This is a genomic window from Paenibacillus lacisediminis (assembly GCF_046567315.2).
Window position 1 is genome coordinate 116,738 of the sequence record NZ_JBKIAX020000018.1, and the last position, 13,081, is coordinate 129,818.

Annotated in this window: 9 protein-coding genes and 2 pseudogenes; 7 read left to right on the forward strand and 4 right to left on the reverse strand. The window is 51.3% G+C overall.

Translation table 11 applies throughout. From position 1 onward, the window contains the following. Positions 1-10: 10 nt before the first annotated feature. Positions 11-1,054, forward strand: coding sequence for a flavin-containing monooxygenase (locus ACLD72_RS26480; RefSeq protein WP_411001427.1), 1,044 nt, complete (start codon positions 11-13; stop codon positions 1,052-1,054). Between the two features lie 811 nt (positions 1,055-1,865). On the opposite strand, the gene ACLD72_RS26485 is transcribed toward ACLD72_RS26480, so the two are convergent. Both ACLD72_RS26485 and ACLD72_RS26490 read right to left on the reverse strand, forming a co-directional pair. Beyond that, positions 1,866-3,182, reverse strand: a complete 1,317-nt coding sequence (locus ACLD72_RS26485; protein WP_411001527.1) for a prolyl oligopeptidase family serine peptidase — start codon at positions 3,180-3,182, stop codon at positions 1,866-1,868. A 93-nt stretch (positions 3,183-3,275) separates the two neighbouring features. After that, a complete protein-coding gene (locus ACLD72_RS26490; RefSeq protein ID WP_411001426.1) occupies positions 3,276-4,166 on the reverse strand; it encodes a helix-turn-helix domain-containing protein in 891 nt (296 codons plus the stop codon). A 176-nt stretch (positions 4,167-4,342) separates the two neighbouring features. Here ACLD72_RS26490 and ACLD72_RS26495 point away from each other — a divergent pair. Together ACLD72_RS26495 and ACLD72_RS26500 are read left to right on the forward strand one after the other, a co-directional pair. Further along, positions 4,343-4,525, forward strand: a pseudogene (locus ACLD72_RS26495) (hypothetical protein); the annotation flags it as partial. A gap of 167 nt (positions 4,526-4,692) precedes the next feature. Further along, positions 4,693-4,944, forward strand: coding sequence for a hypothetical protein (locus ACLD72_RS26500; RefSeq protein WP_458476236.1), 252 nt, complete (start codon positions 4,693-4,695; stop codon positions 4,942-4,944). 315 nt (positions 4,945-5,259) lie between these two features. On the opposite strand, the gene ACLD72_RS26505 is transcribed toward ACLD72_RS26500, so the two are convergent. Continuing rightward, positions 5,260-5,949, reverse strand: a complete 690-nt coding sequence (locus ACLD72_RS26505) for an LrgB family protein (protein ID WP_411001424.1) — start codon at positions 5,947-5,949, stop codon at positions 5,260-5,262. Beyond that, entirely contained in the window at positions 5,919-6,323 is a 405-nt protein-coding gene (locus ACLD72_RS26510) for a CidA/LrgA family protein (RefSeq protein WP_411001423.1), read from the reverse strand. The genes ACLD72_RS26505 and ACLD72_RS26510 overlap by 31 nt, the downstream gene beginning before the upstream one ends. Positions 6,324-6,607: 284 nt before the next feature. Between ACLD72_RS26510 and ACLD72_RS26515 the strand changes: the two genes are divergently transcribed. From ACLD72_RS26515 to licT, 4 genes and pseudogenes are all read left to right on the forward strand, one after another. Then, positions 6,608-8,500: a beta-glucoside-specific PTS transporter subunit IIABC gene (locus ACLD72_RS26515; RefSeq protein WP_411001422.1), complete on the forward strand. Its 1,893-nt coding sequence runs from the start codon at positions 6,608-6,610 to the stop codon at positions 8,498-8,500. Positions 8,501-8,790: 290 nt separating this feature from the next. After that, a complete protein-coding gene (locus ACLD72_RS26520; RefSeq protein WP_411001421.1) occupies positions 8,791-10,230 on the forward strand; it encodes a glycoside hydrolase family 1 protein in 1,440 nt (479 codons plus the stop codon). Between the two features lie 40 nt (positions 10,231-10,270). Beyond that, complete coding sequence (locus ACLD72_RS26525) at positions 10,271-11,728, forward strand: glycoside hydrolase family 1 protein (RefSeq protein WP_411001420.1); 1,458 nt, start codon at positions 10,271-10,273, stop codon at positions 11,726-11,728. After that, a pseudogene (gene licT, locus ACLD72_RS26530) lies at positions 11,700-12,505 on the forward strand (BglG family transcription antiterminator LicT). The gene ACLD72_RS26525 and the pseudogene licT overlap by 29 nt, the downstream one beginning before the upstream one ends. Positions 12,506-13,081 lie beyond the last annotated feature (576 nt).

Below are 13,081 nucleotides of genomic sequence, written 5' to 3' on the forward strand. Positions count from 1 at the left end.
AGGGACACCGATGCCAACAACAAAAACGGACGTGCTCATCATCGGGGCAAGCCAGGCGGGCTTGGCCGCAGGGTACTATTTGAAGAAAAAGAATGCGGATTTTCAGATCATCGGCCAGGAAAAAAGAATTGGAGACGTATGGAGGAACCGCTATGATTCCCTGGTTCTTTTTACTCCGAGATCGCACAGTTCTTTGCCGGGGCTTCCTCTCACGGGGGATCCAAACGGGTATGCGGCCAAAGATGAAATCGCGGACTATTTGGAGCGGTATGCAGCCCACTTCGATTTGCCTGTCCAATTGGACACGGAGGTCTTCTCCCTTACTAAAGAGCAAGGGAAATTTAAGGCTCAAACCCGCACAGGGGAGTATTTGGCGAGCAATGTCATTGTAGCTACCGGACCTTTTCATAAGCCGTTTGTTCCTGAATTCCGGGAGGCACTGGCGAGCGATGTCCACCAAGTCCATACTTCGCAATATTTGAATCCTTCATCCTTAAAAGATGGGGCGGTATTGGTTGTCGGCGCGGGAAATTCCGGCGCGCAAATTGCGGCGGAGCTGGCCGGGGAACGGGATGTATATCTTTCCGCGGGACATAAGATGAAGTTCCTCCCGCTCCGATTTTTCGGGAAAAGCATCTTTTGGTGGGGAGACAAGCTCGGCGTGCTGAAAGCCAGTGTCGACGGCAAGCCGGGCCGATTCTTGAGCCGTCAAGGCGACCCGATCTTCGGGTATGAATTAAAAGCGCTGATCAGGCAGGGCAAAATCAAGCTCAAACCCAAGACCGAAAGCGCGCATGGTCACGAATTTACGTTTCAGGACCGCAGCAAGCTCACCGTCCAAAACGTGATATGGGCCACCGGCTTCAGGCCGGCTTACGGCTGGATTCGAATTTCGCGCGTGCTGGACGACCAGGGAAAACCGTTTCATCATCGCGGCGTTTCGCCTGTCCGAGGTCTGTACTTCCTGGGGCTGCCGTGGCAGTATCGCCGAGGTTCGGCGCTGATCGGCGGGGTCGGCCGGGACGCTGAATACATTTCCGAGCTTTGCCGCTGAGGGAGCATTTCTTTCTAATCTGACAAGATACACTTTCTAGCCACACAAATTTTCTAACGGATGCCACAAGCGCTATTTGTTCCCAAAACGTTGGTTTCAAAATCTAACGGTTGCCCTGGCGCTTATTTCCCTGAAATCCGGCTATTTTGCTTAGATTCAGGCAAATAACGGCTGTCACAACCGTTAGAATTTGGACAAGGGCTTTTTTTGGAAAATAGCCGCTAATACAACCGTTAGAGTTTCGGGTACCAGATCCGAGTAGCAGTCCGAGGTAGCAGTTCCGGGTACCAGTTCCGAGTACCAGTTACGGGGTAGCATGTTGCGGGACTTCTTGAGCAAAAGTGAATGCGACGCTAGTGATATAGAATGCAAAACTGCATTTGATTTTCCTTAAAATGACGGTTTTGGGCGATTCAAATGCAAAAGTGCATCTCTTTAGGGGCTATCCGATTAAAAAGAGGCTCGTAGACTGCATTTTTGCATTTGACGAGCCGTTTTCGGGGCATTCGGGCGAAAATCGCCTGCACTTTTGCATTTCATGGGCTTTGGCATAGCCTAGCCTCCTGTCTGTCGCGAAGTCCGCCGCCGGTGAATTGCCGTCGGGTTGGCCTGGCGTCCCCGAAGCGAGCCGAAGCCCGGCTGCTGCTTGAATTGATCGTGATTTAGAAAGAGCCGAAGTACACGGTGCTTCGGGTCATGATAGTAGGGGAAGTACTCTCGTAGTTGAACCGAAAAGGGATGGGTATGGGGTAGAACCCCATACCCATCCCTCCCGCACATCCAACGTAACGGACCAGCGGCGGCGTTTTTCTTATTTTTTTGACTTAGAAGCCAGCCACTCCATTAACGTTGTGTTCTTTCCGTTGATCACCTTGGAGACCTCGTTGTTGTACACATAAATCCAGGACCAGTGACCATTGTATTCATAAGGTGTTCCGTCGCTTTTTTTGTACAAGCCGGAGGTGTCCGATACATTGTTGAATAAAGACATATGGACGTCCTTTGCCCCGGCATTCACCAATCGGGCATACGTTGAAACGGTATAATCGATGGGAGGAACCACGGTATCCGTTTTGGCGGCAACAAACCAGATCGGCAAGTCCTTCATCGCTTTGATTTGTTTATCGGTAATCAGACTGTCTTTTAAGGCTTCACAGGCCACAAATGCCGCGGCAAAATCGTCTTTATAATCACGGATCATCAACATGGTCATATAACCGCCGTTGGAATCTCCGCCAATGTAAATCCGCTTGGGATCGATATCCTTGTTTTTGGCAACATAGTCGCGGATCAAGGACATCAAAGCTTTTTCATATTTCGAGGTCCCATCCCCAAAGTCTTTAAAACCATCCATCCAATAGGTTGGTGTCTGAGGAGCCAATACATATGCGCCGCCAAAATAGGATTGAATGTCCTTGGAGGCAAAATTCACCGCTTTATTTCCAGCGATGGCAATCGTCGGGTCGGTGCCCCCTTCCCCCATGCCGTGCAGCCAAATCACCAGCGGATTTTTCTTTTTATCTTTTGCCGGCGCATAGTCCGCATACGTTAACGTAATCCCTTCATAAGTGGCTTTCCCCGTATGAAACTCATCCACCAGCTCTCTGATCTCTCCTGCGGAGTTGTTGATAACCAGGCCGGAGATCACCCCGGATTTGGTGGTAATGTCCTTTTGCTGAGTAACGGTGTATCTGTTGTCATTCCATGCGTTTACATCAACATAATTTATGGCAGGGCTTAGTTTTATTTCGGGACCGATCTCCATTTCCAGGACCGCATATCTTCCGGTTTCTTTGGCAGGAGTGCCGTTTTGATCCGCCACATAAGCCTTGGTTACCTTCCGGTCGCCTTCCGCAATCAAAGGATCGTCCAACCGGCTGTCGCTTCTTTCCACATGTACCGTAAAGGTATCCTTGGTTACCGTGTTTTGGGGTATTGATTTACCCAGATCAACAATGATTTTCGTAATTTGCGCGCCAAAATCCTCGATCTCTACAACCGTCCGATAAGAGGGGGCGGCGGCGCTTGTCTCCTTGGCCCACGCCCCCGAGCTGAAGGTAAGGGTTGTCGTGACGGCCAGCGCCAGCAATGCCGTTGTTCTGGCCGCTTTTTTGAAGCTTGTTATCATCATAATACCTCCCACACTAGTTGTTGAAACGCTTACATATTATTCTAATGATTCATTTCACCTCCTGCCTGGCTTTTATTAACCAATTTGGGGTCATTTACTGACGTCCGACTTCGCGTGTGTATTGTTCTCTTTTCGATATTGATGCGGTGTGGTTTGAAAAACCTGCCTAAACACTCGGGTAAAAGATTTCTCATTCGGAAACCCATGATGAAGAGCAATTTGAATGACAGGCCGATCCGTACTCATCAAATCGCGAAATGCTCGCTCCAAACGGATGGCATTAATATATTGGAACAAGGTCAACCCCGTATGCCTGACAAAAAAACGGGCTAAATACTCGGAAGATAATCCGGAAACCTCAGCAATACCATGTAGAGACAAACTTTGGTCATAATTGGCTTTAATATAATCCATAATGAATGACAGCCGCTCCGAATACTTATGGGAATCTATAACAGGGGCACGCTCATTGGTTTTTTTAAAATACTTCAATAAAATATACACAAGCTTGTAGGATAATGCGGTTAAATGGACAGGAGCAAACAGGTCTTGATCTCGCTTCAGGTAAGCCGCCGCCAAGTCGTTCAGCAATTTGCGCAGTTCGGCAAAATGCCGCAAACGCTGTTCATTTGCTTCCAAAATAGATATACAATCAAATGAAATCAAACCATTGCCGGGATAATTTTCTTTGATAAATTCATAAGGAATCAGCACCGTAAGCGCTTTTCTCTGCATACCCTCCGCTTTTCTCAGGGAAAAGGAATGGATGGCATTGGAATTGATCAGCACAATATCCCCTGCTTGGGAGCGATAATTAGCGCCATCAACATAAATATGGTCAATCATACCCGACAACACATAGGAGATCTCTACGCTATCGTGCCAATGCGCCGAAATGTTTGCAGGTTCATTCGAAGAATGGACGATGATTTTTAGCGGAAACGAGGTATCCGTCTGCACCAGTTCATATTTATGTTCCAATAAGTTCCCCCCCCTAGTTCGTCAATTGGCCGGACACAAAAAAACCTAAGAAAAATAATATGTCGATGCCAACATATCATTTCTTAGGTTTTGCCTGCCGATCAGTAACAATCCTAAGTAAGATTAAATCGAGTATAAAACAGTTGGAATATCATGTCAACGCTTTCATTGAGGGCGGCACCGGCGGCGACGCCGGCGGGTACGCCCAACGGTATGCCGACCAGATCAAATACGGCGTCATCATCATATCCACCCTGCCGATCCTGATCATCTATCCGTTTATCCGGAAATACTTCGAGAAAGGCGTGATGATCGGGTCGATTAAGGGGGGAGGTTGTAAAAAACTACCGTTATTCTAGGGCATAACCTATAAATCGGTGCGTGACAACTGGCTGCCGGAACAACTACAGCTAGAACTGGCCGTCGGCTGACCGTCAGCCTACAAAATAGCGGCACTTTATGTTCTTATTATCCGGATCCAGGTATGTTCATTCCCATTAGCGACATTTTATGTACTTATTTTCCTATGAATGGTCCAGAACGTGGGGATATCCTTGCGGCGGGGGAAAATAGCGACATAAATTGGTTCTATTTCTCTCAAATAAACGGATATCGCTGGAATAACGACGTTTTTTTCCTTTATTTTAATGAGATTGCCACCAGTGATCGATCTGTCCGGAACATTTCTCCGCTAACGGTTGCCACCTGCGCTTATTTTGCCGAAAAAGCAGAGGTTTCTTTTCTAACGGTTGTGATCGCGCTTATTTGGGCGAAATAGCCCCGTTACTAACGAAAAAACGGCAAATAAGCTCTCTGGCAACCGTTACATTTTGCAGTTACCCGTTTTTGCCCAATTAGCGCGCTGACAACCGTTAGACTTTTCGCCTTCCGTTTTCCGCCTATCGTCGCCTCTGACAAGTAGCTGTTCGGTTTTGACCCTAGACATCTGGCCGTAGCTTACCGGTCCGTCAAGGTTTGCAGCAATTTGCTTTGCACACGGGCGGCGGCGACCAGGCCAATTTTGCGTCCAGGCGGCGGCGACCACACCAATTTGCTGATTAAGTTACTTACGATAATTTCCGTCCGCCCCCGTTCACAACATCAGCCACACAACCACCGGTGCCAGCACGGAGCCGCATACGGCGCTTAGGGTCAGGGCCACGGTGCTGGTGGACACGACGACCGGGCCGAATTCCGCGGCTTTGCTCGTTCCGAGCGCATGGGAAGCGGCACCGAAGCCGATCCCCCGCCCGATGTCGCTGGTGATCCCGCAGCATTTGAAGATGATGGGACCCAGCACAACGCCGGTAATTCCGGCAATCATCACAAAAGCGGAGGTAATCGGCGCATTGCCCCCCAAGCTCGCGGAGATTTCCATCGCTACCGGTGTTGTAATCGATTTGGGCAGAAGCGAGATCAGCAGTTCCCGGGGATATCCCAGCCATAAAGCAAACCAGATTCCGCTGATCATCCCGGCCGCGATACCTACGACTGCTCCGGCGAGCACGGCTTTCCATTCTTTAAGCAACGCGTCAAGCTGCTTGTACATCGGATAGGCGAGCGCCACTACGGCGGGGCCGAGGCAGTATTGCAGCCACTGTCCGCCTCTCATGAACGTTTCATAGGAAGTTCCCGTCTCCATCAATAAGGCGATCACAAGCGCCGAGCAGGTCAAGGTCGGGACGAGGATGGCCCATTTCAGCCGGCGGTACAGGGCGCTCATCAGCAGGAACAACAGGACGATCCCTAAGGCTACGCCTGCTTCGAAAAGGATTTCGCGCATGCCGCCGCCTCCTTGTTTTTTGCTGTGAGCTTGCCCGCCACCTGTGCAACCGCTCCGGCCAGAATCATGGTCAGCAGCGTGCTGAGCACGACAATCGCAATCAGCCATTGTCCGCCTCCGGTGAACACGTGAAAATAATCCATGACGCCAACCGTCGCCGGCACCAGGAATAAGGGAATGTATTTTTGCATAAAAGTGGCTCCATGTTCCAGCCATCCGGCGGGAACGATCCGCAGCTTCAGTGCGAGAAACAACAGCACAAGTCCAAAGATGCTTCCGGGAATCGGAGCCTTGCTGAGCGTCTGAAGCAGCACTCCCGCACCGTAAAATCCAGTGAGTACGGCAATTTGCAAGAAGAAGTGAATGATTTTCATAGTTAACCTCCAAAATGTAAGGCTATCTTATCCCAATCTATGACGAACTTACAAGAGGCGAAAAAAGGAACAAAAAAGAAAGCGTTGACATGAAAATGATTCTATGCTAACTTGATGGTGCAAGAACTTAACCGAATACGGGATTGTTACTGGTGATGCAGGCAAGACCTAAATTGTAGAGCTTGGGATACGTACGTGTATTCCGGGGACTCTTACGATTTAGGTCTTTTTGTGTTTTCCGGGGCACTTCCAAAGACAACAATGAATGTTAAGGGGGATGAACGATGGGCAAGTTTTCGGAGCTCTCCAACCGCATCGTGGAGCACGTGGGCGGGGAGAAAAACGTTACCGAGCTGTATCATTGCATGACACGGCTGCGGTTCAAGCTGAAGGATTTCGGCAAGGCGGATAAGCAGCAACTGGAGCGGTTGGATGGAGTCATTACGGTGGTTCAAGGGAATGGACAGCTTCAGGTCGTGATTGGGAATGATGTGAATGCCGTTTACAAAGAGATTATCGCGAACCATGACATCAAGCCGGCGGGAGAAGCCAAAGAGGATGCCAAGAGCGAAAAAACAGGCAATCTCGTCACCCGCTTCTTCAACACGATGTCCGGCATCATGACGCCGATCGTCCCCGCCTTGGCCGGCGCGGGAATGCTGAAAGCGGTGCTTGTCATTCTCAGCACGACCTTGGGGATCTTGGCGCAGGATAGCAGCACTTACAAAATTTTGGCCGCCGCCGGCAACAGTGTGTTTTATTTCCTGCCGTTGCTGCTGGCGATTTCCACGGCCCGCTACTTCGGCGCAAATATGTTTGTGTCCCTGACCATTATGGGCGCTTTGCTGGAGCCGAATTTTACCGGACTTATGGAGAACATCGGGGATGTCACCCGCTTCCTCAACATTCCGGTCGTGCTGATGTCCTACACCGGTACACTGATTCCGGCCATGTTGACAATCTGGGTTTATTCCCATATGGAACGGTATCTGAAAAAAATCATCCCGGCCAACATCCAGATGTTTGCCGTACCATTAGTGTCGCTGCTGATCATGGTGCCCTTGGCTGCCGCGGCGATTGGTCCGGTAGGCGTCTATCTGGGGAACGGCATCGCTTCCGGCATTAACTATCTGAGCAACTCCAGCGGATTGGTCATGGGCGCCCTGATCGGAGGCGGCTGGACGCTCCTCGTCATGTTCGGTCTGCATTGGGGAATTGTCCCGGCCATGCTGAACAATCTCAGCCTCCATGGCTTCGATACGATCAAGCCGCCGTCCGCGGCAGCCACCTTCGCTTCTTCTGGCGCGGCGTTGGGGGTATTCCTCAAGGCCAAAGACAAAAAGCTGAAGGCGTACGCCTTATCGGCGCTGATGCCGTCGATCCTGGCCGGGGTAACGGAGCCGATCGTTTACGGAATCTCCGTTAAGCTCAAGCGGCCTTTGATCGCGCAAATCATCGGCGGCGTCATCGGCGGGGCGATCATCGGCGCGTTCCATACGACCGTGCTGGCCTATGTTTTCCCGGCGGTGACCACGCTGCCCGCTTTTGCGACGGATACGTTCGTGTATTTCCTGATCGGCATTACGGCATCTTTTGTCATCACGGCGGTGCTGACTTATATTTTGGGCTTTGAAGAGCAGATCGATGAAGACAAGTCCAAGAGCGCGGCGGAGGCTGGAAAAAATAACAATAACCCAAGCCCGGCGGTGCCGATGGCAGCAAGTGATGTTTCCGGCGTATCCGCACCGGTCAGCGGCCAAATCATCCCGCTTCAAGAGGTGTCCGATCAGGTCTTCTCGTCTGGAGCGATGGGAGACGGGGTAGCCATCCTCCCCGAGGAAGGTAAGATCTATGCCCCGGTATCCGGTACTATCACCTCGATCGCCAAAAGCAAGCATGCCATCGGCATCACGGCGGAGGATGGCTTTGAGCTGCTGATCCATGTGGGATTAAACACTGTGAAATTAAAAGGAGCGCCATTCGAGGTAAAAGTCGCCGAAAATCAGCAGGTCCGCGAAGGGGATTTGCTGCTGGAATTCGATCCTGAAGCGATCCGGGAAGCGGGCTTGGAACTGACCACGCCGATCATTATCACAAATATGAACGCATTTAATACTGTCGAAGTCACCGCCAAGCGGCAGGTGCTGTACCGCGAGCCGCTGCTGGAGCTCCGTTAGGATGCTTCTGGTGCATGTTTCCTGCGGAAACATTTAATTGCTCGTGTAGCGTCCAGCAAGCTAACGGACATCAGAAACGCTATTGGCCTACTTTTGGGTAGTTTCCAATTCTAACGGACCGAGGAGACCTTATTTTGGTCAAGAGCGGCGAAATGGCCGCCGTGAGAGCCCAATAAGGTCCCTGGAGTCCGTTACAGCGGGAAATAGCCGAAAAATGGGCAAATAAGGTCATTATGGTCCGTTACGTTCTGTCGCGCTACGGACAAATTTACTCTAAGGAGGTTCATCCTATGGAACATCGCAGTAAAGCTCCGTTTCCTGCCGGCTTTTTATGGGGATCGGCAACGGCGGCTTACCAGGTTGAAGGAGCCTGGGATGCCGATGGCAAAGGGCCTTCCGTATGGGATGTTTTTACGAAACAGGAAGGGACCACGTTCAAGGGCTCGAACGGCGATGTCGCCGTTGATCACTACCACCGCTACAAGGAAGACATTGCGCTGATGGCTGAGCAGGGGCTGAAAGCATACCGCTTCTCCATCGCCTGGAGCCGTATTTATCCGGCGGGACGGGGGGAAGCCAACGAACGGGGGCTAGCTTTTTACGACGACCTGATTAATGAACTGATCGCGCACGGGATTGAGCCGGTCCTGACCTTGTATCATTGGGACCTGCCCCAGGCGCTGATGGATGAATACGGCGGCTGGGAATCGCGGCGGATTATTGAGGATTTCAACAACTATGCCGTTACTCTTTTCAAGCGTTACGGGGACCGGGTAAAGTACTGGGTGTCGCTCAATGAACAAAATTATTTTGTCAGCTACGGCTACGAGACCGGGCTGCACCCTCCGGGTGTACGGGATCGCAAACGCATGTACGAAGTGAATCATATTGCCAATCTGGCCAATGCCACCGTGATTCGTTCGTTCCGTGAGATCGTGCCGGGCGGGCTGATCGGCCCCAGCTTTGCCTACAAGCCTTACTATCCGGTCAATTCCGCTCCGGCGAACATTTTGGCTTACGAAAACAGCGAGGAGCTGAACAATTACTTCTGGATGGACATCTACGCGTGGGGACGCTACCCGGCTGCCGCTTGGGCGTACCTGGAGGATAATGGACTCGCTCCGGCAATTCACGATGGCGACTTCGAGCTGCTGGCCTCGGCCAAGCCTGATTTCATGGGCGTCAATTATTATCGGACCACGACGGTTGAGCAGTACGGACTGCAGCAGCGGTTGGAGCTTGGACACAAAAACACGACCGGGGCAAAGGGTTCGACCAAGCCGACCGGCATCCCGGGCATGTACAAAACCACCGCCAATCCCTATGTGGAGACCACCAATTGGGACTGGGATATCGATCCCCAGGGGCTGCGGGTCGGTTTGCGCAGAATCACGAGCCGCTACCGGCTGCCGGTTTTTATTACCGAAAATGGCCTCGGCGAATTCGACAAACTGGAACCGGGCGATGTCATTCATGACGATTACCGCATCGATTATCTCCGCAGCCATATCTCCGCGATTCAGGATGCGATTACGGACGGAGTGGAGGTTATCGGCTACTGCTCCTGGTCATTCACGGACCTGCTGAGCTGGCTGAACGGGTATCAAAAGCGCTATGGCTTCATCTATGTGGACCGGGACGAGACGGATGCCAGGGAGCTGCGCCGGATCAAGAAGGATAGCTTTTATTGGTACAAACAGGTCATCGCCAGCCATGGCGAACAGCTATAGTTGAACCTTACCATTCAAACTGAAACGGAGGAAAATATATATGATCTCGACAACATCGTTTCCGGAACATTTTCTGTGGGGCGGCGCTATCGCCGCCAATCAGGCCGAAGGCGCCTGGAATGAGGATGGGAGAGGGCCTTCGATCAACGATGCGTTAAGGCATGGAATCGTCAACGGCGTGCTGGATGATGCGATTGATCCAAATGCCTATTATCCAAGCCATGAGGCGATCGACTTCTACCATCGCTATAAGGAGGACGTGGCTCTGTTCGCGGAAATGGGCTTCAAGTGCCTGCGCACCTCGATTGCTTGGTCGCGGATTTTCCCTAATGGGGATGAACAGCAGCCTAACGAAGCGGGTCTGCAATTTTACGACAACCTGTTCGACGAACTGCTCCAGCATGGCATCGAGCCGGTCATTACGATTTCCCACTTTGAGACTCCGCTGCATTTGGTGCGGGAATACGGCGGCTGGACGAACCGGAAGCTGGTGGCTTTTTTTACGCAGTATTGCGAAGTCATCTTCAAGCGCTACAAAAACAAGGTCAAGTATTGGATAGGCTTCAATGAAATCAATCATATGCATACGATTCCGCTGGCGGCGGGGGGGATCGAGCTGCGCAACCTGGAGCGGAAGCTGCAGGATATTTATCAGGCGAGCCACCATCTGTTCGTAGCCAGCGCCGCCGCCACCAAACTGCTGCGCGAGATCATTCCCGCCGCCCGCATGGGCTGCATGCTTTCCTTGAGCATCATCTATCCGAACTCCTGCCATCCGGATGATGTGTTCGAGACCTATGAGCTGAGACGCCGCTCGCTGTTCTATTCGGATGTGCTGCTGCGCGGGGAATATCCAAGCTATGCGGAGCGGATTTTTAGAGAACATGGCATTGAGCTTGCTATCGAACCGGGCGATTTGGAACTGATTAGGGCCTATCCGGCCGATTATATCGGATTCAGCTACTACCGCAGCACGACCCATAAGGCGGGTATGCCTATCCTGGGCAACACCGGCGGGATTATGGGCCTGGACAACCCCTATCTCACCAAAACCTCGTGGGGCTGGCCCATCGATCCCAAAGGGCTGCGGTATGTGTGCAATGAAATCTACGACCGCTACCGGAAGCCGATTTTTATCGTGGAGAATGGGTTCGGCGACCGGGATGAGATCGGCGCGGACGGCACGATCGCCGATGACAGCCGCATGCAGTATTTGAATCAGCATCTGCTCGAACTCCATCAGGCGATCCAGGACGGATGCGAGATTATGGGCTATACCTGGTGGGGGCCGATCGATATCGTCAGCGCGGGCACCGGCGAAATGAACAAGCGGTACGGCTTCATCCATGTGGATAAAGACAATGAAGGCCGGGGCACATTACGGAGAATGAAAAAGAAGAGCTTTGACTGGTATCGGCAAATCATTGCTACGAACGGAGAAATCCTCCTAAAGGCAAAGGATGATTCGGATGCGAATAGAGCGAGTACTGAACAATAATGTGATCATCGTCGTGAACGAAAATCGCAAGGAATCGGTCATTATGGGGAAGGGAATCGCCTTCCAGAAGAAGGCTGGAGACCAGGTTGACAAGGACAAGATCGAAAAAATGTTCACTTTGGACAACAAGGGATTGTCCGAGAAGCTTCAGACCCTGTTGGCCGAGATTCCGATGGAGCATATGGAAGCATCCGAGAAGATCATCCAATATGCCAAGCTGCACCTGGGCAAAATTCTGCATGACAGCATTTACGTCACGCTTACGGACCACATCAGTTTTGCCATCAAGCGGGCCTTCAAGGGCATGGACATTAAAAATCCGCTCTTGTGGGAGGTCAAGCGTTTCTATAAAGAAGAGTTCGAGGTCGGACTTGAAGCGCTGAAAATGTTGCGCCAGGATCTCGGCGTCGTGCTCCCCGAGGATGAAGCGGCACAGATCGCCCTTCATCTGGTGAATGCCGAGCTGTGATGCATGATGTTCTGTCTATCGTCCGCAAGCATTTTGGCATCGAATACGACGAGGAATCATTGGCCTATTTCCGCTTCATTACGCATCTGAAATTTTTTGCCCAACGGCTGATCAACGGGACCGACATCACCAGTACGGACAACGCCCTGTTTGGGATGGTCAGGGAGCAGTACAGGGAGGCCTTCGCCTGCGTGGAGCGGATCAAGGTTTACATCCGCAAAACCTACCATCGCGAACTGACGAATGAAGAGATGCTTTATTTGACCATTCATATCGAGCGGGTTGTGAGCCAGAATCAGAGAATCTAAAAGGACCGTCAGGGTGATCTTCCCTGGCGGTTTTTCTTTGGCCTTATAGATTTTATAAAATTTCGGGCATGGTAGAGGGCGATGTGCAGGTAGAGAGAGGAGGAGAAGAGGGACCTGGAGGGGGCTAAGGGACACCAGAGCCGTTATTTGAGGAAAAACGGAGGATTGCAAAATGTAAACGGACACAGATGACCTTATTTACCTCAAATCGGCCTGGATGAACGGGTTTAGAGCGAAATAGGGCCGTGGGTGTCCGTTAGGCTGGGAAATACCCGGGAAATGGGCGGATAAGGTCGCTGGTGTCCGTTAGAGCAGCGTCCACAGATTGGAAAGAGCCGAAGTGCTTGGTGCTTCGGCTCATGAAAGAAGGGAGGGTTCTCGTCAGGCGTATTTCTTAAACACCTGTGATTTTGCTCTGGTCTATGGGCGCACCGTTGAATAGTTGTAAAAGGTACAGTTACTCATCGGAAAATGGGGTGAGGTGCTTGTTTAAATGTAATTGCTGCAATTAAATCTGCATGATTCGTAGGGTAGGCGCAGAGGTTGGGGTGTAGTTGCAGGAAATGCAATTAAAAC